This is a genomic window from Aeromicrobium marinum DSM 15272 (assembly GCF_000160775.2).
GTDB lineage: Bacteria > Actinomycetota > Actinomycetes > Propionibacteriales > Nocardioidaceae > Aeromicrobium > Aeromicrobium marinum.
This window is the reverse complement of record NZ_CM001024.1, coordinates 2,758,274-2,781,093: the sequence shown is the minus strand read 5'-3', so window position 1 is coordinate 2,781,093 and position 22,820 is coordinate 2,758,274. Positions and strand designations below refer to the sequence as shown.

The window sequence follows — 22,820 nt, the reverse complement described above, 5'->3', positions numbered from 1 at the left end:
CGGCCGGCGCGCGGGGCGACCTACATCTCGTCGCCCTCGAGGTTCTGGAAGCGGAAGATGAAGGCGGCCATCTGCTCGCGCAGCACCGGCTGCGAGGGCCGGTAGGTGCGGGTGCCGTTGCCCTCGTCGTAGCCGGTGGTGATCTCCTCGAGCTCCATCCACTCGATCTCGTCGAAGAAGACGTTGTTCTGCGCGGTCACGTCGATGAACTCCGGCCCGTCCTCGTCGACGAAGTCGGTGCCGTCGTACCGGTACAGGAACGCGGCCATCTGCTCGCGCAGCACCGGCTGCGCCGGCCGGAAGGTGCGCGTGCCGCCGGGCTCGTCGTAGCCCGTGGTGATGCCGCTCTGCTCCAGCCACAGGATCTCGCGGTAGAACACGTGGGTGGGTGCGACGTCGGTGAACGGCGACTCCGCCGGGATGTCGACCTCGGGCTCGAGTCCCTCGTTGTCGATCCTCGCCATCCGGTACAGGAACGCGGCCATCTGCTCACGAAGCACCGGCTGCGAGGGCCGGAAGGTCAGGGAGCCGTCGGCCTCGTCGTACCCGGTGGTGATGCCGAAGACGGCCAGCGTGGTGATCTCGAGCCAGAACGGGTGCCCGCCGACCGGCTCCAACTCGCTGGCAGCCTCGGGGAGCGCCACGTCGGTGAAGGCCGGGACCAGGGCGGCGTCGATGTCCGACGTCACCCCGCCGTGCACCTCGACGTCGTCGCCGAGCTCGACGCCGTAACCGTTCCGGAAGCACTGGGACACGTACTTCAGCGCGACGATCTGGCCGGTCACGCCGAAGCAGACCCGGTAGGTGCCCGCGCCCAGGCCCGTGATCTCGTACGCACCGTTCTCGTCGGTCACGTCGACGGCTCCGGACACCTGGACGAAGCTCTCGCCGACCGGCGCGAACACCGACACCGGGACGCCGGCGACCGGCCCGCCCGGGGCGACGAACGACAGCTCAGTCACCTCGCCGGAGATGCCGCTGGACGGGTCGTCGGCCTGCGCCGGGGTGCCGGCGACGAGCACGCCTCCCGCCAGCGCGACGGCGAGGGTGGAGGCCGCGAGGCGGCGGCGGAAGACGGTGGATCGGGTCACGGGGACTCCTCGGATCGCAGGGCTGACGAGCATCAAGGTAGGGCCGAACGGCCCGGCCCCGCCCGGGTTTCGCCGAAGATGGGTCGAACTGCGTAGACCGGCCCGGTCGCCCCGTCGCCTCAGCCCTGGTCGCCCCCGCCCTGGTCGAGCTCGGTGTAGCGGATGATGAACGCGGCCATCTGCTCCCGGAGCACCGGCTCGGCCGGCCGATAGGTCCGAGTCCCGTTGCCCTCGTCGTAGCCGGTGGTGATCTCCTCGAACTCCATCCACTCGATCTCGTCGAAGAACACGTTGTTCTGCGCGGTCACGTCGGTGAACTCCGGTCCGTCGTCGTCGACGAACTCGCTGCGGTCGAACCGGTACAGGAACGCCGCCATCTGCTCGCGCAGCACCGGCTGCGACGGCCGGAACGTGCGCGTGCCGCCGGGCTCGTCGTAGCCGGTGGTGATGCCGCTCTGCTCCAGCCACAGGATCTCGCGGTAGAACACGTCGGTGGGCGCGACGTCGGTGAACGGCGACGAGGCCGGGATGTCGACCTCCGGCTCCGACCCGTCGCCGTACAGCTTCTCCAGCCGGTACAGGAACGCTGCCATCTGCTCGCGCAGCACCGGCTGACCCGGACGGAAGGTCTTGCTGCCGTCGACCTCGTCGTACCCGGTGGTGATGCCGTAGAGCCCCATGAAGGTGATCTCGAGCCAGAACGGGTGCCCGCCGACCGGCTCCCCCTCGACCACCCCGTCGGGCAGAGCCACGTCGGTGAACGCCGGGAGCAGCGAGTCGTCGATCCCCTCGGTGACCTCACCGGCCTCGACCACGACGTTCTGCGCGTCCTCGACCAGGTAGTCCTGCTGGTAGCACTGCGACACGTACTTGAGGGCGGTGATCTGGCGGGGGGCGCCGAAGCAGATCCGGTAGGTACCGGGGTCGAGCTCCTCGATCAGGTACTCGCCGTTTGCCACCGTCACGGTGGCCGAGCCCGGCACCGGCTCGAAGGTGTCGGTCGAGTCGTCGAACTGGTACGCGACGACCGGGACACCCACGATCGGGTCGCCCTCGCCCGTGAGGTTCGTGTCGGTGACCCGGCCGCTGATCCACCCGGTGGAGTCGTCGACGGCCTGGGCAGGAGAACCGGCGACCACCAGTCCTGCGGAGACGATGAGCGCTGCGAAGGTGACGGATGCCCGTCGGTGGAGCGTGGTCAGCACGGTGTTCTCCTGGTTCGGGGGGCTGGCGCCGACGTGGACGGCACCGTTCGGTGGACCGGGTGGTTCGTGGGTCAGTTGATCAGCGGCTCGGCGAAGCGGATGAGGAACGCGGCCATCTGCTCGCGCAGCACCGGCTGGGCCGGTCGGAAGGTCCGCGTGCCGTTGCCCTCGTCGTAGCCGGTGGTGATGCCCTCCAGGGCCATCCACTCGATCTCGTCGAAGAACACGTTGTTCGCGCTGTTCACGTCGGTGAACTCCGGGCCCACGTCGTCGGCGCCGTCGCCGTCCTCGAACTCCGAGCCGTCGAACCGGTAGAGGAAGGCAGCCATCTGCTCGCGCAGCACCGGCTGACCCGGGCGGAACGTGCCGTCGAAGTACCCCGTGGTGATGCGGCGGTCGGCGAGCCACACGATCTCGCGGTAGAACACGTGCGTCGTCGGCACGTCGGTGAACGGCGACACCTCGGGCAGGTCGACCTCGGGCTCCATGCCGGTCTCGAGCTTCTCGGTGCGGTACAGGAAGGCCGCCATCTGCTCACGCAGCACCGGCTGACCCGGGCGGAACGTCCTGCTGCCATCGGCCTCGTCGTAGCCCGTGGTGACACCGAACAGCGCCAGGTCGGTGATCTCGGACCAGAACGGGTGCCCGCCGACGGCCGCCCTCCCGTCCAGCGACTCCTGCTCGACCGACAGCGGCAGGGCCACGTCGGTGAACGCGGGCAGCAGGGACTCACTCAGTTGGAGGCTGTTGACCTCACCGGGCCCGACCTCGATGTCCCTGGCCTGGTCGACGCTGTAGGCGTTGCGGTAGCAGGACGAGATCCACCGGGATGCGACGATCTGCCCCGGGGAACCGAAGCACAGGCGGTAGTCCCCCTCCGGCAGCCCGTCGATCAGGTAGTCGCCGTCGCCGTCGGTCACGTCCGTGGCGCCCGGCACCGGCTCGAAGGTGCCGGAGTCCTCGTCGAGCTGCAGCACGGTGACCGGGACACCGGGGACGGTCTCGGCGGTCGAACCGATGGCTCGCCCGAAGACCGTGCCGCTGACCGCGCCGGTGTCGTTCACCTCGGCCTGGACCGGCGCGGCGACCCAGCCGGTGACGACGAGCGCCGCCGCGACCGCTGCGACGGAGAGGCGGCGGGTACGGGTGCGGTTGCGCTTCACGGGACTCCTCGACGGCAGGACGGTGGAGCACCGAAAGTAGGGCACGTCGCTTCCCGTTGTCCCGACTTCTGCCGAAGATGGGTCGAATGACGTAGCCGGCCCGCTACGACTCAGTCGAGGTCGAGCAGCCGGTCCCAGGTCTCGCGGCTGGTGAGCTGGGGTGCGGCGGCGCGCCACTGCTCCGCCGCCTCGGCACCGTGACGGCGCAACCGGCGGAGCGCGCGGCGCGACTCGCGGGCCAGCTGCACCGTGGTGCGGCGCGAGAGTCGGCGGACCCGGAACGACGTCTGCGCCCGGTCGGTGGTGACCACCGTGTAGTACGGGCTGGCGTGCCACCACGGGGCGGTCGCCGGCAGCGTGACCTCGGGCATCACGCGCCCTCGCAGCTGGTCGCGGAAGCGCCGGATGCCGGCCCGGCGCGCGTCCTCGGGCTCGTCACCCTCGAACCGCAGCACCGAGCGGGCCAGACCGGCCTCGGCGACCTCCGCGGCCGTGAGCAGGCGGGTGTCGTCGTGCCGGGCGCGGATCTCCCGCACCCGGGCGAGCGCATCCACGCCTCCGTCGTCGAGGATCGACGGTCCGGCGAGGAACTGGTCGATCGCCTCGATGATCGTGGCCGTCAGCCCGTAGCGGTACTCGACCAGCCAGTTGCGGAAGTGTCGCTCCAGCTCGGGCACGACCGCACCGGGCACGGCGCCGGAGTGCAGGGCCGCGGTGATCAGCGCGTTGCGACGCCGGAAGAAGAACGGCCAGTCGTCCCACTCCTTCAGGTCGAAGTCGGCGTGCCACACCGCCGCGCCCGGCAGGGTGACCGTCGGGATGCCCTGCTCACGGGCGCGGATGCCGAACTCGATGTCGTCGAACTGGAAGAACAGCGGCAGCGGCAGCCCCACCCGGTCGAAGACCTCGGCCGGGACCAGGCAGGCCCACCAGGCCGTGTACTCGGCGTCGGCCCGCCGGTACGGCAGCTGCTCGAGCACGTCGACGTGATGGGCGAGGGGATCCGCCGGGAAACCGGCCTCCAGGACCGACAGGTCCGACCGTTCGGCATGGCTGTGCAGCCGGGACGGGTGGTGCAGGTTGAGCATCTGCCCACCCACGATCAGCGGAGCAGCGCGATGCCGCCCGAACGCGGCCAGCCGCAGCACCGTCTCGGTCTCGAGCCGGATGTCGTCGTCCATGAGGATCACCTGGGCGTCCGGCCACGCTCCGGTGGCCTCGACGATCCCGCGGGTGAATCCTCCCGACCCACCCAGGTTGCGCTGCTCGACGACGCGCAGCCGGTCGCCGAGCCGTTGGGCCGTCGCGGCGAACCCCGGGTGGTCCGCGACCCGGCGGTCACCCTGGTCGACCACCACGACCTGCTCGAGGAGTCGGACGACCTCGCCGTCGGCCGCCAGGGTGTCGAGGGTGCGGATGCAGTCGTCGGGCCGGTTGTGGGTGCAGATGGCCACGACGGTCGGCACGGGCGGGGCGGCCTCGATGCCGCTGACCCGCACGTCGTCGACGTGCAGCACCCCCGTGGTGGTCTCGGCCTCCAGCCACAGGTGGCCGGCGTCGAGGAACGCGTCCAGCGCCACCCGCATCACCACCCGGATGGGCGTGTGCACGTCGACGGTCTCCGAGGCGACCACCCGGCTGCCCGGCAGGAAGTCGTCGGCGTGCACGCGGACCTCGCCGGCACCCGTGACGCTCAGGCTCACGTCGACGTGGGTGACGCTCGTCCAGCGCTGCAGGTAGGCCGCCTGGACCCGACCGAAGTACGTGCGGGTGGTGACGCGGGTCCAGGGTTGCAGAGCGGCGGAGGTCCGGGTGAACGCGGCGTGGCCGGTGGCGGCCGTCGCGTACAGGCCCTGCGGAACGGCGTGGACCGGGCCGAGCAGGACGCGCTGGACGAGGGTGCCGGCGTCGTCTCGCGGGGGGTGGACCGGGCTCACGCCTGCCTCTCGTCGGGACGGGGACGTCGTCCGTGCGGGGCAGAATCTACCGCAGGTGGGGGCCGTGGGTCAGCGGTACAGCCGCTGCGCCAAGGCCTCGAGGGCACGGGTGTGGGTGACGGCGCGGGTCACCAGCTCGCCCGCCGGGCCGGGCTGCACCGCCTGCCCCCCGGGTGCTGCGACGGTCCAGCCGGACCCTGCCGCCACGACGGCCTCGTGCTTCACCCCGTAGTAGTCCTCGCTCACGCTGATCGCCGCGCCGGCGGCGCCGGCGGACGCCGCGATGAGGTGCGGGTGGTACCGCGTGGTGATCCACGTCTGGTGGGCCGCAGCCGGCAGGCCCTCACGCAGCACCTCGGGAAAGGCGTAGAACGGGGCGTCCGGGTACTGCCCGCGCAGGGCCTCGACGATGCCGAAGTCGACCGGCGGGTTGCACTCGGCGAACCCGACGTCCGCCGGGTCCACCTGCCAGCCGTCGAGGGTCGCCCGCACGGTGGCGACGACGTCGTCGAACCGGTCGTGGGTGTCGCGCTGGGCCAGCACCATCACCCGCGGGAGCCGGTCGCCGTCACGCCGGGTGTGCTGGCCGACGCCGCCGAGGAAGATGTCGTCGGGCGACTGCTCGGCCACGCCTCCCGTGACGGCCACGGATGCGTGGTCACGGACCGCGAGCACGTCGAACGAGGGTGCAGCCGCCGCCCACACCTCCCGCAGCGCGGCATCGGCGGGGAGGAGGCCGAGGCCGGTGCCCCCCGTCCGGGCGCCTCGTGGGGCCGCCCACGCCGCGGCCGCGACCAGTCCGGCGGACCACCGAGCACCGGAGTTGACGTACCCGCCGCCGAGCAGGTGGACGACGTCGGCGGACCGGAACGCCTCGACCCCGGCGGTCCAGCGCGGCGAGACCCACGGGCGGTCGAGCACCTCGGTGACGTGGGCGCCGACCCCACGCGGGTCGTCACCCGGCGCTTCCCACGCCAGGCGGTGCAGGGTGTCGACGCACCGCAGGCCGGGGTGCAGCCCGTGGTGGAGGGCCGTCGCGTTGCCGGGGTTCGGGACGTCGAGCCAGACCTCGGCGTCGGGCTCGCGCTTCGCCAGCCACCGCAACCACCCGCGGGTGATCGCCTCGTCACCGAAGTTCGGGTGGCCGGCGACACCGATCAGGTAGAGGCGTCGGGGCGGTCGACGTCGCCTCGAACGGCCGGCTCCACGCATACGGTCATCCTAGGGTCGGGGTCCCGGGCGGACGACCGCGCGGCGGACGGGGTCAGGAGTTTGCCCCCCGCTGGGCCTCCCGGTCCCACACGAACACGTCGCGGCGCATGTTGGTGTCGCCCGACACCAGGTTCGAGGCAGCCGACGTGTACGCGATGATGCGGCCGTCCGCGGAGATGGCCGGACCGGTCGAGGCACCGTTGCCCCGGAGCCCGGAGACGCTGGTCGACACGACGGTGATCGTCCCTTCCTGCAGGTCCCGCAGGAAGACGTCGCCCTGCACGCCGCCGGTCGATGCGACGAGATTCGACGTGAGAGAGTCGAAGGCGACGTAGCGGCCGTCGGCGGAGACCGACGGTGCGGAGGAGTCGGCGTCGCCCTGCAGGCCGCCGGCGCCCACCGACACCAGCGCGGTGGTGCCCGTCTGCCGGTCCCACACGAACACGTCCTTGGAGTCGTTGGCGTCGCCGGCCACCAGGTTCGTCGCGTGCGACTCGTACGCCACGTACCGGCCGTCAGCCGAGATCGCCGGGAGACCTGACTCGCCGTCACCGTCGGCCCCACCGGAACCCTCGGAGATTCGCGTGGTGGTGTCGGTCTGGCGGTCACGCTCGAACACGTCGAGGGCCGCGTTCGTGTCACCCTCCACGAGGTTGGTCGCGCGCGCCTCGAACGTGACGTGGCGTCCGTCGGCCGAGATCGCGGGGTGTTCGGAGCTCAGGTCGGACTGCGCTCCCTCGGTGCTGACCGAGACCAGCTCGGTCAGGCCCGACTCGGCGTCCCACACGAAGATGTCGGCCTGGCCGTTCGTGTCGTCCGGCACCAGGTTCGACGCGTCGGAGCCGAAGGCGACGAATCGGCCGTCGGCGGAGATCGCCGGCTGGTAGGCGTCGTTGTCGAGCTGGCTGCCGTCGAAGGTGTCGGACACCCGCATGGTCTCGCGGGTCGATCGGTCCCAGAGGAAGACGTCGCCGCGATCGTTGGTGTCGTTCGGCACCAGGTTCGACGCGGACGAGCTGAAGGCGACGAACCGTCCGTCGGCCGAGATCGCCGGCTGGCGCGACGATCCGTCGGCCTCGGTGCCGTCCGCGGCGACAGAGATGCGGGACGTCGACCCGCTCACCCGGTCCGACAGGTAGATGTCCACGTCCTCACTGGTGTCGCCCGGCCCCAAGGTCGTCGCTCGCGACTCGTACACGACGTACCGGCCGTCGGCCGAGACGGCAGGGTTCTCCGACCGCTCGTCGCCCTGGGTGCCGTCGGAGGTCACCGACACCCGGGCGGTCGCCTCGTCGGGCTCGATCGGCAGGTCGTCGTAGCGGAACAGGAACGCCGCCATCTGCTCGCGCAGCACCGGCTGCGCACCACGGAACGTCTTGCTCCCGCCCGGCTCGTCGAACCCCGTGGTCACCCCGGTCGACGCCAACCACTCGATCTGGTCGAAGAACACGAACGCCGGCGCGACGTCGGTGAAGGTCGGCTCCTCCTCGAACTCCGGACCGTCGGCGTCGGAACCGAACTCGAAGCGGTAGAGGAACGCCGCCATCTGCTCCCGCAGCACCGGCGCCGACGGCTCGAACCGCTTCGTGCCGTTGCCGTTGTCGTAGCCCGTGGTGATCTCCTGCTGGCCCAGCCACACCATCTGCTCGTAGAACACGTGGGTGGTGGGCACGTCGGTGAACGGCGAGGACGGCGGCAGGTCGACCACGGGCTCGGCGCCGGTCCGGTACGCCTCGTACCGGTAGAGGAACGCCGCCATCTGCTCCCGCAGCACCGGCGCCGAGGGACGGAAGGTGCCGTCGTCGTAGCCGTTGGTCACCCCGGTCGACGCCAACCAGGCGATCTCGTCGGCGAACGTGAGGCTCGGCGGGACGTCGCTGAACTCCAGCGCCGCACTGGCCGGAGCGAGCAGACCCAGGGCGAGCAACGCACCCACCACGACCGACACAGGACCATTCGAGAAGATCTTCACGCGCCACAGCGTGGCAGCACGGTGCCACCTCTGGAGGGCGTTTCGGCCTGCATCCGCAGTCAATACGCAGAAGTGCGTAGACGGTCACGGGACGAAGCCGTCGAGCGTGCGGAGCGTCTGCAAAACTGCACTGTGCCCGCGACCACTGTGACGGCAACCGGTGCCCCATCGGCGAGCGACCGCTCCGCGACGGCCGCGGTATGGCTCATGGCCCTGGCCCCCCTGGCCCTCGTCCCCGGCGGGTTCGCACGCTTCGTCGTCGCGCCGCTGCTGGTGGTGTCGGTCGCGATCGCCGTCGGCGCCCGGGCGCGCGCCACGGGCCGGCTGCCGGCAGCGGTCGTCGGTGTGGTCGGCGCCGGCTCACTCGTCCTGCTCGTCGCGGCGCTCGCCTCGGTCTCGCCGGCTGCTGCGCTGCTGGGCCGATGGCCCCGCTACGAGGGCGTGGTCGTCCTCGGCCTCTACGTCGCGTCGGCATGGCTCGGGGCTCGCCTGCTCGGCGGCGAGCGCCACCCGGCCACCGCGACCACGCTGCTGCGGGCCACCGCGGTGGGAGCCCTGGTGCTCGCGGCGTTCTCGGTGCTCGACGCCCTTGGCGCCTCGCCCCTGGGCGGGACGGACGCGACCCGGCCGGGTGCCCTGCTCGGCAACGCCACCGACCAGGGCATCGTCGCGATGATCGCGATGGCCGTGCTGCTGCGACCGGCCCTGACCGACCGGCAGGCGCTGCACGTGGCCGGGCTGGTCGCATCGGTGCTGACGATCGGCCTCGCCGGGTCGCGGGCCGTCATCGGTGCGGCGGCCGTGGTGGTGGTCGTGCACCTGGCGGCCGGAGTGCGAGGCGGCCGCCGGCCGCTGCTGCTCGTCCTGGGTGGCTTGGTCGCCGTGGTGGCGATCCTGCCGCAGGCCCGCGAGAGGCTCCTCGGCTTCCACACCGTGACCGGGCGGTCGGTGCTGTGGACCGAGTCGCTCGAGCTGGGCCTCGACCACCCGTGGCTCGGCGTCGGACCCAGCGGGTTCGTCGATGCCATCCCTCGCTACCACGACGACGATTGGGTGGAGCGGGTCGGCGTCGCAGCTCCTCCGGACTCGCCCCACCTGTGGTTGCTGCAGGCCTGGTCGGCCGGAGGTCTGCTCCTGGTGCTGTTGGCCGTCGCGCTGGCCGGCCTCATCGCCGCCCTCGGGTGGCGCGGTGTGCGGCGTCGACCCGACGACCCCCTGGTGCTGGGTCTGTTCGCCGCGACGGTCGGCTACGGACTCGTGCTGAGCACCCACTTCACGATCGCCGGCACCACCCCGTGGGCGGCCTTCCTCGCCGGCGGCCTGATCGCCGCAGCCGCCAGGGAGTCCCGCTCGCCGTTGCCGCTGGCGACGTCCGTGGCAGCCGGTACTGCTGCCGTCGTGCTGCTCGCGGCCTGCGTGGGTGAGGTCGTGATCCGCGACGGTGTCGACGCCGCTGCGGCAGGTCGCGGGGCCGCCGCCGACCGGTCGTTCGAGATCGCGGCCGGCTGGCGGCCGTGGGACGTCGACCTGCCACTGATCGCGGCCCAGGCCCTCGCCGGTGCGACCTCGGGCGGGGACGAGTCGGCCGTCGACCCGACCGTCAGGTGGGCGGCACGCAGCCTGGAGCTCACCCCCGACAGCTCGACCGCCGGCCTCGCCCTCGCGGTGGCCCTGCTGCGTCGCGGCGAGCTCGCCGAAGCGCTTCAGGTCCTCGACGGCGTCGTCGCGCTGGCGCCCACCGATCCGCAGGCACACGTCCAGCGCGCCCTGGCTCGCTTCGGTCTGCAGGACGGGGCCGGAGCCGTGGACGACCTGGAGCGCGCCGTCGAGCTGGACCCCGAGGATCCGACGGCGGCCGACCTGCTCGAGCAGATCGAGCAGCGGCTCGCCGGTCCGCCGGGCGACTGAGCCCCCGGCGGACCGGCCTGCTCAGCTACCGCGGAAGGCGGTCGTAGCGGAACAGGAACGCCGCCATCTGCTCCCGCAGCACCGGCTGACCACCGCGGTACGTCTTGGTGCCGTTCGCCTCGTCGTACCCGGTGGTGACCCCGGTCTCGGCCAACCACTCGATCTGGTCGAAGAAGACGAACCCCGGCGCCACGTCCGTGAAGGTCGGGCCACCCTCGTGCTCCGGACCCTCGGCATCGGAGCCGAACTCGAACCGGTACAGGAATGCCGCCATCTGCTCCCGCAGCACCGGCGCCGACGGCTCAAACCGCGTGGTCCCGTCGCCATTGTCATAGCCCGTGGTGATCTGCTGCTGGCTCAACCAGACCATCTCGGTGTAGAAGACGTGAGTGGTGGAAACGTCAGTGAACGGTGAACCCTGGACGGGCAGGGTGACCTCGGGCGCCTCACCACCGTTGCGCATCGTCTCGAACCGGTAGAGGAACGCTGCCATCTGCTCCCGCAGCACCGGCGCCGACGGCTCGAACCGCGTGGTCCCGTCGCCGTTGTCGTACCCCTTGCTGATCCCCTGGGTCGCGAGCCACTGCATCTCGTCGGCGAACACGTGCGCCGGGTCGACGTCGGTGAACGAGGGTCCGGCCAGCCTCATGGTGCCCAGAGCCGTGTCGGCCCCGAACACGGCTGTCGCCGTCGGGCCAGCGTCGACCGACATTGTCGTGGCGCTGGCACGGAATTGCTCGCCACCGGGGCAGTCGGGCACTTCCCCACCATCGACCGTCGGGAATCCGAAGCCGTTGGAGGCGACCAGGTAGTTTCCTGAACTCAGGCCGGTGATGGTGAACTCGCCGTCCTCGTTGGTGAACGCCGTGCGGGTGGCCAGCGAGCCGTCCTCGGTGAAGGCCGTGACGCGGCAACCGGCTGCCAAGGGCTGGCCGTTGGACTTCAGGATGGTCCCGGTGAAGGTTCCGCCCTCCTCGAGTGAAGCGTCGGCCTGGACCGTGCCACCGGCCGTGACCGTGACGAGGTTCGCTGCCCCGGCGCCCAGACTTTCACGCTTGTCCTCGAAGAACTCGCCCGCGCCGATGGACTGGCCACTCGCCCGCTGGAAGTCCACACGGTAGGTTCCCGGAGCCAGGCCCTCGATCGAGTACTCGCCGGATTCATCCGCCACCGTCCCGGACACCAGCTCAGCGCCTTGGTAGACGTCAATCGTCGGGAAGAGCTCGTACGAGATGTCCGACGCGCTTCCCGCGTCGTAGGACTTGTCAATCGTCCCGGTGATCGTCCCCGGGACGGACAGCTCGGCGTCGATGCCGGTGATGTCACTCGCGGCGACCTCGACCACCGTCGCGTCGGCGAAGGTCGGACTGTCGTCGTAGTACTCGAACGCGTAGCCGTCCGCATTGAAGGCGATCGTGTACGCGCCCGGTGCCACGTCGGTGAGAGTGAAGTTGCCCGACTCGTCGGTGGTCGCAAAGCTGAAGTCATCGTCGGAGAAGGCGTCGACGAAGACGTCGTCGATCCCCTCTCCAGTGACGTCGTCGGTGACGGTCCCTGAAATCGTGACACCCGCCGCGGCGGCTGGGGTCGACGTCGTCACCAAAGCTGTGGCGACGACCAACAGGGACAACAGCGCGGACAAGACGGTGCGGGGGGTGCGCCGGGGCGGCGCGACAGACCCGAACATGAGTACCTTCGCTTCCGTGGGGGATCTGGTCGCACACGACTCTAGAAGACTCTTGGGCGGGTGTCCCGACTTTTGACACAGCGCCTCCAGGAAGTCGCCGAGGTCGCCAGCCGCCGTGGAGACACCTTCGAGCTGCGCCGCTCAGCGGATCCGGTCGAACCTCAGTTGCGCGCGGCCCGGTACCCCGCTGCCACGGCGTCGACCTCGCTCCGGAAGCACTGCTCGGGGTTGGTCACGTTGTACGACCCTCCGCCCGGGACGTGGTAGATCATCGAGCTGGCGTTGCCCTTGATCGGCGCGAAGGCCGGGCAGTTGTTGGTGCCCGGGATCTTCGGGACGGGGTTGCCCGGCGGTGGCGGTGGGGGCGGCTGACAGGCGCTGCCGTCGAGCAGCGGGGTGGTCCCACCGTTCTCGAGCCGGAACAGGAAGGCCGCCATCTGCTCGCGCAGCACCGCCGCCGACGGGCGGTACTCGCGGCACCCGAAGCCGGTGTCGTAGCCGGTGGTGATTCCTTCACGCGCCAGCCAGACGATGTCGAGGTGGAACACGTGCGAGGTCGCGACGTCGGTGAAGGGGCGCGAGCTCGGCTGGGCGACAGGCGGGTTCGCCTCGAGTCGGCGGAGGAAGGCCGCCATCTGCTCCCGCAGCACCGGCTGGCCCGGACGGAACGAGATGGTGCCGTTGCCGTTGTCGTAGCCCGTCGTGATGTTCTGGCTCTTCAGCCAGACCATCTGCCGGTAGAACACGTGGGTCGTCGGCACGTCGGTGAACGGTGAGGTCGGCGGCAGCTGCACCGCAGGCTCGCCCCTCAGGCGGTACAGGAAGGCCGCCATCTGCTCCCGCAGGACCGGCTGACCCGGGCGGAACGTGCCGTCCGTGTAGCCCGTGGTGACCCGCTGACCGGCCAGCCAGGTGATCTCGTCGCGGAAGACGTGCGAGCCGGACACGTCGACGAAGCTCGTCGGTCCGTCCTGGGTCGGCGACCCGTCGGGCGGGGCGCCCACGACGCGGGCGCCGCACGAACCGGACAGCGTGTCGGCGAGCGCGGCCTGCTCGGCCGGGTCGACGCTGAGCCGCCACCGGGTCTTGACGGTCACCCACTGCACCGCGTAGTCGCACCGCGCCGAGGTGAGGGGCGGCATCCAGTCGGCCGGGTCGCCGTCGCTCTTGGACTGGTTGACCGAGTCGGTGACCGCGATGAGCGAGTCGGGGATGGCCAGGTCGTTCGCGAACGCGCGACGGGTCGGCTCGCTCCACGTCCGCGCCCCGGAGTCCCAGGCCTCGGCGAGGGGGACGAGGTGGTCGATGTCGACGTCGGCCGGGTCCGTCCAGGTCGCCCCGTCGAAGGCCGAGTACCACTGCCCGGAGACGATCGTGCAGGTCCCGGTGACGACCACCGGTGTCAGCGACTCGGCCTGCAGGACCTCACGCCGGGTGTCACACCCGTTGCCGTCGGCGTCGATCCAGTGGGTGAACAGGTCACGGTCGTAGCCGGTGCGGACCTCGGCCGCCACCGGCAGCCCGGCCAGCAGGTCGGCCGCCGTCGCGTTCACCGAGGCCGCGGCACCGGTCGGTGCACCCAGCACGGTGGCGACCACAGCAGCTCCCAGAGCTGCGCGCAAGAACGTCATGAGTCTCCCTCTCCCGGACCAGCGTGCGCGATCCGATGTCCGGGTGTGGCTGCATCGGGCGGAGATGGTTCGAACGAGTCATGCCCGGGGACGCCGCGGGCCCCGGCCCTGCCGTGGCAGGGGCCGGGGCCCGGGCGTGCTGGTCGAGGTGACTACCGAAGCATTTGCTCCTCGAACGGCAGCAGGTTGTAGCGGTAGAGGAACGCCGCCATCTGCTCGCGCAGCACCGGCTGGCCGCCGCGGAACGTGCCGTCGTCGTACCCGGTGGTGATGCCGGTGAGGGCCAACCACTCGATCTCGTCGAAGAACACGAAGCCCGGGGCGACGTCGTTGAACGTCGGCTCGCCCTCGGAGGTGAAGTCCTGGAAGTCGAACCGGTACAGGAACGCCGCCATCTGCTCACGCAGAACCGGCTCCGACGGACGGAACGAGATCGTCTCGTCGCCGTTGTCGTAGCCCGTGGTGATGCCCTCCTGCTCGAGCCACACCATCTCCCTGTAGAACTCGTGCGTCTCCGGCACGTCGGTGAAGGGCGACTCCTCCGGCATGTCGACCCACGGCTCCTCGCCGAGGCGGAGGGTCTCCAGGCGGTAGAGGAACGCGGCCATCTGCTCACGCAGAACCGGCTGGCCAGGACGGAAGGTCCCGTCGTCGTAGCCCGTGGTGATGCCCGTCGAGGCCAACCAGTCGATCTCGTAGGCGAACGTGTTCAGCACGGTGTCGCTGAAGTCCGGGAACTCACCCTCGGCCAGGGTGGACACGCGGATCTCGTTCGACGGCCCCGACACGTCGTCGGCGGCCCCGACCGCCTGAACGGTGAGCGTGTAGCTGACATTCGCTTCCAGGCCGTCCCCGCCGTCGTCCACCACGAGGGACGTCTCATCGCCGTCGACGTACTGGACTCCGTTGATGCGGCTGTCGTCGTCGGCGTAGTACACGGCGTACTGCGACACCTCGTCGTCGGACGGGTCCCACTCGACGGCGATGGCGTCCGAGGCCGGCGCGACGGTGCGGTCAAGGCGCAGGTTGCTCGGCGGGTCGACGAGCCCGACCGGCACGTCCTCGGTGGTCACCGTCAGGGGCGCGGACTGGACCGACTCCTGTCCGCTCGGCAGCAGGGCAGCGACGGTCAGCTTGTACTCCGTGCCCGGCTCGAGTCCGTCGACCACCAGCTCGGTCTCCGTGCTCTCGGTGTACTGGATGTCGATCGGTTCGCCGTCGACACTGACGGCCACCCCGTAGGCGAACAGTCCGTAGGCCGCGGCGTCCCAGGTGGCACCGACCGACGTGGTGGAGACCGGTTCCTGGTCGTCGAGGGCCAGGCCCGTCGGTGCCACGGTGGGTTCCGCCGCCTCGGGGTCCACCGTGAGCACGGCATCGAGGCCGGTGAGCATCTCGTCGGCGGCGAGCACGAACTCGTCCGTACAGGTCGGGGTGTGGGCCCGACTGTAGAAGCACACCGTGTACTGGCCGGGCTCGGTGGGACGCGTGTAGGCGCCGTCCGCCCTGGTCCGGATCCCGCCCTCGAGCACCGGCCCACCGTCGATCTGCCGGTTGAACCTCACCACCACGTCCTCGACCGGATCACCCGTACCGGCCTCGGTCACCGTGCCGGCGACGGACGAGCTGGGAGCGGCCGAGGCGGCGAACGGAAGCACCGTGGCGATGACGCCGACGACCATCCCGACCACCACAGCAGGACGACGACCACGGACACGCATCATGTTCAGACCCATCGGACGGATCGACCGGACCGGCGGATGCGGGCCCGTGCCGCGCGGCGCGGTGCACGGAACGTACCGCCCCCGGACCCGACGCGACAGGGTCTCGCCGGAAACCGTCCGGCGGGACTCCCCCGGATGGCCCGATCGGCCTACTCGGACGTGTCGAGGGCGGTCGGCCGGCCCGTGTGGCTCCCGGCGCCCCTAGGCTCGGGTCATGGGACTGGGCGCGGACAGTGAGGTCGGACGGCTCCGCACGGTGATGCTGCACCGGCCGGGGCCGGAGATCTCCCGGCTCACCCCACGCAACAACGACTCGTTGCTGTTCGACGGCATCCCGTGGCTGGGCCGCGCGCAGGAGGAGCACGATGCCTTCGCACAGGCGCTCCGCGACCACGACGTCGAGGTGCTGCTGCTGGTCGACCTGCTGGTGGAGGCCCTCGCGTCACCGGCCGCCCGCGACTCGATCATCGCGTCGACCACCGACGCGCTGCACCTCGGGGACGCCCTGCGTGACCACGTGGCGCGGGAGCTGGCGGACCTGCATCCGGACGACCTCGCGCTGACCCTCACCGGAGGACTCCGCAACGACGAGGTGACCGGCGTGCGGAGCCTGGTCACCAGCCTGCTGCGGCCCGACGACTTCGTGATCGACCCGCTGCCGAACCTGCTGTTCACCCGGGACTCCTCGGTGTGGCTGCCCGACCGGGTCGCCGTCACCAGCCTGGCGATGCCGGCGCGGGTGCGCGAGACGCAGCTGACCGGCCTCGTCTACACCCACCACCCGAGGTTCGCCGAGGTGGAGCAGGTGCACGGCCCGCACCTGGAGCACCTCGAGGGCGGCGACGTGCTGCTGCTGGCGCCCGGGGCCGTCGCCGTCGGTGTCGGCGAACGCACGACCCCGGCCGGCGTGGAACGGTTCGCGCACCAGGTGCTCTCGGCGGGACTGGCGCACTCGGTGCTGGCCGTGCCGATCGCCCAGGAGCGCGCCACCATGCACCTCGACACGATCGTCACGATGGTCGATGTCGACACCGTGGTCATCTATCCCAACATGGCGGCCGACCTGCGAGCGCACCTCGTGACGCTGGGTGACGACGGCGAGCTCGTCGTCGGGCCCGATCGGTCGTTCTTCGCCGTGGCGGCCGACGCCATGGGCATCGACGAGCTGCGCCGCATCGACACGGGGCTCGACCCGGTGACGGCCGAGCGGGAGCAGTGGGACGACGGCAACAACACCTTGGCCATCGCACCGCGGCTCGCCGTGGCCTACGAGCGCAACGAGCGGACGAACGCGCGGATGGCCGAGCAGGGCATCGAGGTCGTGCAGATCAGTGGGTCCGAGCTGGGCTCGGGACGCGGCGGCCCACGGTGCATGTCGTGCCCCATCGACCGTGACTGACCCATTCAGGTTCGCCTCGCTGCGCTCACGCCCTCGTTCCTCGGGCTGGCGAACGGACTCGTAGGTGCCCGCCAGGGAGCGCAGCGACCGTGAGGGCGAAGCCCGAGGCGGGGGGAGGTCAGCGGATGGTGATCTGGCGGTTGGCCAGGCCGTTACGCGCGGAGCGCTGCTCGGTGGTCAGCGGGGCGTCGTCGGCCAGGGCCTCCTCGAGGCGGGCCGCGAGGGCCGCGGCGGGCTCCTCCAGCGCCTCGGCGCCGGTGGGGGTCTCCCACACCGGGACGAGCAGACCGTGGGCGCGGAACATCCCGATCAGCCGGATGTCGTCACCCAGGGCGTCGTGGCCACCCACGTGCAGCCGCGCGAACGCGTCGAGCACCCGGTCCTCCTGCTGCGGCTGCACCCACCGCAGGTACCGGCGCTCGCCCATCTGGGTCCAGTACGCGCCGGGCACCGCGTCCAGCTTCGTGGTGGGGACGGCCGAACCGTTCGCCGCCTCGAGCAGCGCCTGGGTGCGGTCCGAGGTGTCGGCACCCTCGAGCCAGTAGTCGAAGCCCTCGTGCACCTCGACGTCGAACGTCGAGGAGGGGTCGACCAGGTCCTGCAGCCGCTCCCCCACCCCGGGGTCGGACATCGTGACCGGGGTCCCGGGCTCCAGCTCGAGAGCCAGCTGCACCACGTGCGCCAGGTCGCGGCTGATGTCCCCGAAGTTGTGGATCACCTGCAGGCCGAGCCAGATCTCGCCGTCCGGCCGCACCAGACCCGGACCGTTGCCGGGCAGCAGCGAGCAGACCCGGACCACCCGATCCGAACCGGTCAGCGTGACCGTGGCGGTGGCCGACGGGACGAACTCCCGCAGGGCGACCCAGTCGATCTCACCGGGGAGTCCCTCGAAGGTGCGCACCACGTACGGCATGCGCTGCTTGGCGACCTTGGCGCCCTGACGGCGCGACTTCTTGCCCACGGGCCACCACCCTACGCGGGAGCCGGCGTCGTCAGGTCAGCGGACCGACAGCGGCAGCTCGGCGTTGACGCGGGTGCCCTGCGACATGTCGACCCACCAGCGGTCGGCGATGCGGTTGATGATCGACAGGCCGCGACCACTGAGCGAGTCGGTGTCGAAGTCGATCGGGTCGAGGGCCGCTCCACGCCCGGCGTCGTAGACGCTCAGCTCGAGCAGGTGGCCCGAGATCGACCAGGAGATCTCGATCGTGCCGTCCTGGGCGGGGACGCCGTGACTGACGGCGTTGGCGATCATCTCGCTGATGACGATGAGCGCGTCGTCGATGACCGAGGACGAGGCGCGGTTGATCGTGAGGAACCCGGCCAGCTTGGTGCGGGCGATGCTGGGCGTCGACGGGTCGAAGGGCAGGCGGACCACCTCATGGGTCTTCACCCGGCCACCTCCGATACTGCGGAAGACATGGAAAAACGGACGTCATCACTGCAACGACCGCCGTCATCTAGTCCAAAGTAACCATGCGAGGGTGTCTCGCGCCAGTCTTGCCCCGTCCGGAGGGGCCACTCCGGTGCCCCGGGCTCGCCGTGCGGGAGGCACGATGGGAGCCATGAACGCACCCGACATCGCGTCGACCGACGTCGACTCCCTGCCCTCGCCCCTGCCCTCGGACCTGGTCGTCCTGGACGTCCGCGAGCCGCACGAGTGGCAGGCCGGCCACATCGACGGAGCCGTGCACATCCCCTTGGGCGAGCTGACGTCGCGCGTCGGTGATCTCGACCCCGCCGCCCGCACCCTGGTGGTGTGCCACGTCGGTGGCCGGTCGGCACGAGCGACGGCGTGGCTGCAGTCGCAGGGCCACGACGTCGTCAACCTCGACGGTGGGATGGACGCGTGGGAGGCCGCCGGTCGGCCGGTGGCCTGACCCGGACACCCCGGTGCGGCCCTGTCAGCGCACGCCCCAGTCGTCGGCGATCTCGCCGGGGTACGCCGGGGCGCCGGCCGGGATCCGCGGAGGCGACGGGGGCGGCGGTGCGGCAGGAGGCGCGGGCGGCCACTGCGTCGGCCACGGTGCGGGCGACTGGCCGGACCACTGAGTCCCCGCCGCAGGCCACGCCGCCGCCCAGTGACCCGAGGGGCGCGGTGGCGGAGGCGGCGGGAGGGGCGGCCTGGTCCGCTGCACCCCCTGCCGCGTCGCCATCAGTTCCACCAGGCCGATGAACACCACCGAGGACACCACGGTGGGCAGCAGGTCCACCGGCCCGTAGTCGCCGGTCATCTCCTCGGTCGACAGGACCCCGATCGCCTCGAGCGCGAACAGGATGACGTTGTTCGCCACGTGCAGGGAGATCGCCGCCTCGAGGCCGCCCGTGCGCAGCACCAGGATCGCCGCGGTGACGGCGAAGATCCCCACGTCGACCTGTCCCCAGAGGTCGTAGGCGTGGGCCAGCACGAACAGCACCGACGACACCACCACCCCGACCGCGGCGAACCTGGTCCAGGACCCGATCAGCTGCATCAGGTAGCCACGGAACACGTACTCCTCGGCCGTCGCCTGGATCGGGGTGAACGTGATGACGACGAACAGCGTCACGAGCATGCCGGTGTCGACCGGATCCGGTGCCCGGACGAAGCCGTCCTCTCCGGTCCCGGTGGCCAGGGCCCACGCACCGATGGCAAGTCCGAGCACGACGAACGCGAGCAGCATCGTGCTGCCGAGCCACCGCCACCGCAGCCGGCCCGTGACCGAGCTGAGGTACCCGACGGGGCGCGGGCCCGTGGCCAGCACGGCGGCCAGCACGGCGGGCAGCGCGATGCCGATCAGCGCCAGGTCGAGGGCCAGCAGGGCGGGATCGTCGATGCCGACCACGTCGACCGAGGAGAACCAGCGGTCGAGGTCGTCCAGACGTCCGGCGGCCGCGAACCCGGCGGCCGCGACGAGCAGCACGACGGTCGAACCCACCAGGTAGGCGCCCACGAGGACCAGCCCGGCGACCGGCAGCTTCCACCCGGCGTACTGGGGCGTCTCCCGCGCCTGGCGGTCGTAACGAGTGGCCACACCCGATCCTCACACAGGCCCGGTGCGCCCACCGCGCCGCCGCGGACAGCACGACGCCGCCCGGCCTGGGGCCGGGCGGCGTCGGGATGGTGCAGGGGTACTACTTGGCGGCAGCCTTGAGCTTCGAGCCGGCGCTGACCTTCACGCCGAAGCCCGCGGGGATCTCGATGGTCTCGCCGGTGGACGGGTTACGACCCGTACGCGCGGCGCGCGAGACACGCTCGACGGAGAGGATGCCCGGGATGGAGACCTTCTCGCCCTTGCCGACCGAGTCGAGCAGGACGTCGCTCAGGGCGGACAGGACCGCGTCGGCTTCGGTCTTCGTGGTGCCGGCCTTCTCGGCGAGGGCCGAGACGAGGTCGCTTCGGGAAATGGCCACAACAACTCCTTGAGTGGTGAATCTGGATCGACCTCAGTCTAGGGAGGCGGTCCGTCACGGCTGACACCAGACCCGGCGTGTTGCCCATGTTTTCAGGGAGTACGCTCACGCCCACGCGGTCGGGCCGGGGTCGTCGACGAGGCTCGGCAGCAGGTCGAGGTAGTCCGCCCGGCCGATCTCGACGACCCCCATCGAGGCCAGGTGCGGTGTGCTCCACTGCACGTCCACGAGTCCGTCGCCCACCACCTCCGCGAGGTGGACCATCGCAGCCTTCGACGCATCGGTCCGACGGTGGAACATCGACTCGCCGGCGAACAGCCGGCCGACCGACAGGCCGTACAGACCGCCCACCAGTGCACCGTCGTCGGCGTCGCGGACCTCGATCGAGTGCGCCCACCCGAGCGAGTGCAGCCGGACGTAGGCGTCGCGGACGCGGCGGTCGATCCACGCTCCGGGCCGGCTCGGGTCGGCACACGCGTCGATGACCTCGGTGAACGCGGTGTCGACCGTGGTCGTGAACCGTCGCATGGAGCGCCGCAGGGACCGCGACTCGTGCACGTCGTCGGGACGCAGGATCCCGCGCCGCATCGGCGACCACCACAGCAGGTCGCGCCCGTCCGGCATCGGGAAGGCCCCGGCACGGTAGGCGGCGACGATCGTGGACGGGGCGAGATCGGCGCCGACGGCGACGCAGTCGTCGTCGGGCCAGCGCGACGCGTCGAAGTCCCACACCGAGGGCCCCAACGGTTCAGGCGGCACCCTCGATCACCCCGCAGAGGTGGTAGAGCGGCGCCTCGCCCCACTGCTGCCACTCCTCGGCCGTCGCGTCGAGCAGACAGTTCCACCACGTGAGCGCCCGGTGGACCGGGTGGGTCAGCGCCGCAGCGGCGAGGTCGTCGGCCAGGTCGGCCGGCGTCAGGTCCCACGCCGCGCAATAGGCGGCCTCGACCGGTGCCCACTCGACGTCGTCGCGCTCGGTGATCCAGCCCCGCGGCACCCCGAGGATCTCAGCGGCATGGGCCCACTGGCCGTCGCCGAAGTCGAACAGCCGCAGGTCGCCGCCCGCCTCGAGGACGTTCCACGGGTGCAGGTCGCCGTGCTGCCAGGTGACCGGCAGCACCGACGCCTCGAGCGTTTCGACCGCACGCGCCAGACGCGGCCGTGCCGCCGTGAGGTCGCCGACCACGGCGGCCGAGGCGTGACTGGGGTGATCGGTGGGGAGCCCGCTGAGCACCTCGACCAACCGGTCGAAACGGCCCAGCACCCGCTGGGGTCGGCAGTCGGGCAGGCCGGCGGCCAGCAGCTCGGGACCGTGACGGGTGAAGGTCTGCTGCAGCGCCGCAGCCGACCGGACCACCCGGCACCACTGCTCGGTGTCCGGCTCGGCTCCGTCGCCCAGCGTCGCCCCCCGGTCGGTCGTGAGGATCCAGCCGCGGGCCGCGTCCACCGCGACCGGCATGTCGACCCGGTCCGGTGCGAGCCCGGCCAGCACCGCGTGGAGCCCGGCCTCGAAGGCCATCGACGGGCAGGTCGCCTTGAACCACCAGCGCCCTCGGTCGGTGTCGACCACCAGCTGGGTCGACCACGGTCGGATCCGCGGCTGGGTGATCGGACCGGTCAGCGTGCGTCCGTGGGAGTGGAGGCTCAGCTCGATCCACTGCTCGGCCTCGGCCCGCCAGGCAGCCCCTCCGACGACGCGGGAGAAGGCCGACCCTCGTGCCGGCACCCGTCCGATCTCCACGTCGCCTCCCGTCGGTCGCTGCCGAGGCTACCCGCCGGCGGACGCCCGTGCCCTGCGTGCGGCCGCTCCCTAGACTTCGATCATGGGACTCAGGAAGAGCGCTGCCGTGACCGCCGGGTCGAAGGTCGCCCCGCAGGTGGGCTGGAGCTTCGTCAGGTCGGTGCTCGACATGGCGATCGACGGCGTCGGACCGCTACGGTCGGCTGCCGACTCCGCCACCAGCCGCCTGGTGGACGCCGGCGGCGACGTGGAGGAGGCCGTGGCCTCCCTGACGCGGGTGCACACCGGCCTCGCCGGGGCGCAGGGATTCGTGACGAACCTCGGCGGTCTCGCCACCACGGCGGTCGCGGTGCCGGCCAACGTGGCCGGCGTGATGCTGGTGCAGTGCCACCTGGTGGCCGGCATCGCCCACCTGCGCGGCTACGACCTCGAGGAGCCGCGGGTCCGCAACGCGATCCTGGCCTGCATGCTGGGCCGCGACACCGTCGACGTCCTGGTCAAGCAGCAGAAGCTGCCGACCGGTCCGATGGCGCTGGCGACCTCGCCGGTCCACGACCCGGAGCTGGACAAGAGGATCGCGACCGAGGTCACCTCCGAGCTGATCTCGCGGACCATCGGACGCCGGGCGATCACCCTCGTGGCCCGTCGGGTGCCGCTGGTCGGTGGCGCCGTCGCCGGAGGTTCCGACGGGTGGGCCACCTGGCAGGTCGGCCGGTACGCCGCCGACGAGCTGCGCGACCGCCGCCTGGGCTGACCC

19 protein-coding genes are annotated in these 22,820 nt (G+C 71.3%); 4 read left to right on the top strand and 15 right to left on the bottom strand.

The genetic code is table 11. The features are described 5' to 3' along the window. Positions 1 to 20: 20 nt before the first annotated feature. The 6 genes from HMPREF0063_RS15965 to HMPREF0063_RS14025 all read right to left on the bottom strand — a co-directional run bounded on the left by HMPREF0063_RS15965 (position 21) and on the right by HMPREF0063_RS14025 (position 8,580). Positions 21 to 1,091 carry an S-layer homology domain-containing protein gene (locus tag HMPREF0063_RS15965; protein WP_050760970.1) on the bottom strand — a complete coding sequence of 357 codons (1,071 nt, stop codon included), beginning with the start codon at positions 1,089 to 1,091 and terminating at the stop codon, positions 21 to 23. Positions 1,092 to 1,210: 119 nt separating this feature from the next. Next, a complete protein-coding gene (locus HMPREF0063_RS15960; protein WP_007079362.1) occupies positions 1,211 to 2,296 on the bottom strand; it encodes an S-layer homology domain-containing protein in 1,086 nt (361 codons plus the stop codon). Positions 2,297 to 2,367: 71 nt separating this feature from the next. After that, positions 2,368 to 3,459: an S-layer homology domain-containing protein gene (locus HMPREF0063_RS15955; protein ID WP_007079361.1), complete on the bottom strand. Its 1,092-nt coding sequence runs from the start codon at positions 3,457 to 3,459 to the stop codon at positions 2,368 to 2,370. A 110-nt stretch (positions 3,460 to 3,569) separates the two neighbouring features. Next, the gene (locus HMPREF0063_RS14035) at positions 3,570 to 5,396 is read right to left on the bottom strand and encodes a glycosyltransferase (RefSeq protein ID WP_007079360.1); all 1,827 of its coding nucleotides are present in this window, start codon (positions 5,394 to 5,396) and stop codon (positions 3,570 to 3,572) included. Positions 5,397 to 5,465: 69 nt separating this feature from the next. Continuing rightward, positions 5,466 to 6,608 carry a polysaccharide pyruvyl transferase family protein gene (locus HMPREF0063_RS14030; RefSeq protein ID WP_007079359.1) on the bottom strand — a complete coding sequence of 381 codons (1,143 nt, stop codon included), beginning with the start codon at positions 6,606 to 6,608 and terminating at the stop codon, positions 5,466 to 5,468. A 52-nt stretch (positions 6,609 to 6,660) separates the two neighbouring features. Further along, positions 6,661 to 8,580: an S-layer homology domain-containing protein gene (locus tag HMPREF0063_RS14025; RefSeq protein ID WP_050760969.1), complete on the bottom strand. Its 1,920-nt coding sequence runs from the start codon at positions 8,578 to 8,580 to the stop codon at positions 6,661 to 6,663. Between the two features lie 207 nt (positions 8,581 to 8,787). Between HMPREF0063_RS14025 and HMPREF0063_RS14020 the strand changes: the two genes are divergently transcribed. Next, positions 8,788 to 10,488: a tetratricopeptide repeat protein gene (locus tag HMPREF0063_RS14020; RefSeq protein WP_007079357.1), complete on the top strand. Its 1,701-nt coding sequence runs from the start codon at positions 8,788 to 8,790 to the stop codon at positions 10,486 to 10,488. Positions 10,489 to 10,513: 25 nt separating this feature from the next. Here the strand turns inward: HMPREF0063_RS14020 and HMPREF0063_RS15950 are convergent, their stop codons facing one another. From HMPREF0063_RS15950 to HMPREF0063_RS15945, 3 genes are all read right to left on the bottom strand, one after another. Beyond that, positions 10,514 to 12,175 carry a carboxypeptidase regulatory-like domain-containing protein gene (locus HMPREF0063_RS15950; RefSeq protein ID WP_007079356.1) on the bottom strand — a complete coding sequence of 554 codons (1,662 nt, stop codon included), beginning with the start codon at positions 12,173 to 12,175 and terminating at the stop codon, positions 10,514 to 10,516. Positions 12,176 to 12,336: 161 nt separating this feature from the next. After that, positions 12,337 to 13,806, bottom strand: a complete 1,470-nt coding sequence (locus tag HMPREF0063_RS17135; protein WP_007079355.1) for an S-layer homology domain-containing protein — start codon at positions 13,804 to 13,806, stop codon at positions 12,337 to 12,339. Between the two features lie 152 nt (positions 13,807 to 13,958). Next, positions 13,959 to 15,530 (bottom strand): S-layer homology domain-containing protein, encoded by a 1,572-nt coding sequence (locus HMPREF0063_RS15945; RefSeq protein ID WP_169309994.1) that lies wholly within the window; start codon positions 15,528 to 15,530, stop codon positions 13,959 to 13,961. Between the two features lie 214 nt (positions 15,531 to 15,744). Here HMPREF0063_RS15945 and HMPREF0063_RS14000 point away from each other — a divergent pair, with 214 nt between their 5' ends. Next, positions 15,745 to 16,929: an arginine deiminase gene (locus tag HMPREF0063_RS14000; protein ID WP_007079352.1), complete on the top strand. Its 1,185-nt coding sequence runs from the start codon at positions 15,745 to 15,747 to the stop codon at positions 16,927 to 16,929. A gap of 118 nt (positions 16,930 to 17,047) precedes the next feature. Here HMPREF0063_RS14000 and HMPREF0063_RS13995 read toward each other — a convergent pair whose 3' ends face one another. Together HMPREF0063_RS13995 and HMPREF0063_RS15940 are read right to left on the bottom strand one after the other, a co-directional pair. Further along, positions 17,048 to 17,890, bottom strand: coding sequence for a DUF5926 family protein (locus HMPREF0063_RS13995; protein WP_007079351.1), 843 nt, complete (start codon positions 17,888 to 17,890; stop codon positions 17,048 to 17,050). 36 nt (positions 17,891 to 17,926) lie between these two features. Continuing rightward, a complete protein-coding gene (locus HMPREF0063_RS15940) occupies positions 17,927 to 18,322 on the bottom strand; it encodes an ATP-binding protein (RefSeq protein WP_007079350.1) in 396 nt (131 codons plus the stop codon). A gap of 172 nt (positions 18,323 to 18,494) precedes the next feature. On the opposite strand from HMPREF0063_RS15940, the gene HMPREF0063_RS13985 reads away from it, so the two are divergent. Next, on the top strand, positions 18,495 to 18,809 hold the full coding sequence (locus HMPREF0063_RS13985; protein WP_156794141.1) for a rhodanese-like domain-containing protein: 315 nt from the start codon (positions 18,495 to 18,497) through the stop codon (positions 18,807 to 18,809). Between the two features lie 24 nt (positions 18,810 to 18,833). Here HMPREF0063_RS13985 and HMPREF0063_RS13980 read toward each other — a convergent pair whose 3' ends face one another. The 4 genes from HMPREF0063_RS13980 to HMPREF0063_RS13965 all read right to left on the bottom strand — a co-directional run bounded on the left by HMPREF0063_RS13980 (position 18,834) and on the right by HMPREF0063_RS13965 (position 22,063). Next, complete coding sequence (locus tag HMPREF0063_RS13980) at positions 18,834 to 19,943, bottom strand: CPBP family intramembrane glutamic endopeptidase (protein WP_007079348.1); 1,110 nt, start codon at positions 19,941 to 19,943, stop codon at positions 18,834 to 18,836. Between the two features lie 100 nt (positions 19,944 to 20,043). After that, positions 20,044 to 20,322 (bottom strand): HU family DNA-binding protein, encoded by a 279-nt coding sequence (locus HMPREF0063_RS13975; protein ID WP_007079347.1) that lies wholly within the window; start codon positions 20,320 to 20,322, stop codon positions 20,044 to 20,046. A 105-nt stretch (positions 20,323 to 20,427) separates the two neighbouring features. Beyond that, complete coding sequence (gene aat, locus HMPREF0063_RS13970; RefSeq protein ID WP_245527721.1) at positions 20,428 to 21,054, bottom strand: leucyl/phenylalanyl-tRNA--protein transferase; 627 nt, start codon at positions 21,052 to 21,054, stop codon at positions 20,428 to 20,430. Positions 21,055 to 21,070: 16 nt separating this feature from the next. Further along, a complete protein-coding gene (locus tag HMPREF0063_RS13965) occupies positions 21,071 to 22,063 on the bottom strand; it encodes a phosphotransferase (RefSeq protein WP_007079345.1) in 993 nt (330 codons plus the stop codon). Positions 22,064 to 22,145: 82 nt separating this feature from the next. On the opposite strand from HMPREF0063_RS13965, the gene HMPREF0063_RS13960 reads away from it, so the two are divergent. Continuing rightward, the gene (locus HMPREF0063_RS13960; RefSeq protein ID WP_007079344.1) at positions 22,146 to 22,817 is read left to right on the top strand and encodes an EcsC family protein; all 672 of its coding nucleotides are present in this window, start codon (positions 22,146 to 22,148) and stop codon (positions 22,815 to 22,817) included. Positions 22,818 to 22,820 lie beyond the last annotated feature (3 nt).

Bases quoted from the DNA above. Each gene is read 5' to 3' on its own strand.
- HMPREF0063_RS14030 (WP_007079359.1), bottom strand. From the start codon at position 6,608: ATGCGTGGAGCCGGCCGTTCGAGGCGACGTCGACCGCCCCGACGCCTC.
- HMPREF0063_RS14020 (WP_007079357.1), top strand. From the start codon at position 8,788: ATGGCCCTGGCCCCCCTGGCCCTCGTCCCCGGCGGGTTCGCACGCTTC.
- HMPREF0063_RS15950 (WP_007079356.1), bottom strand. From the start codon at position 12,175: ATGTTCGGGTCTGTCGCGCCGCCCCGGCGCACCCCCCGCACCGTCTTG.
- HMPREF0063_RS17135 (WP_007079355.1), bottom strand. From the start codon at position 13,806: ATGACGTTCTTGCGCGCAGCTCTGGGAGCTGCTGTGGTCGCCACCGTG.
- HMPREF0063_RS15945 (WP_169309994.1), bottom strand. From the start codon at position 15,530: ATGATGCGTGTCCGTGGTCGTCGTCCTGCTGTGGTGGTCGGGATGGTC.
- HMPREF0063_RS14000 (WP_007079352.1), top strand. From the start codon at position 15,745: ATGGGACTGGGCGCGGACAGTGAGGTCGGACGGCTCCGCACGGTGATG.
- HMPREF0063_RS13985 (WP_156794141.1), top strand. From the start codon at position 18,495: ATGAACGCACCCGACATCGCGTCGACCGACGTCGACTCCCTGCCCTCG.
- HMPREF0063_RS13960 (WP_007079344.1), top strand. From the start codon at position 22,146: ATGGGACTCAGGAAGAGCGCTGCCGTGACCGCCGGGTCGAAGGTCGCC.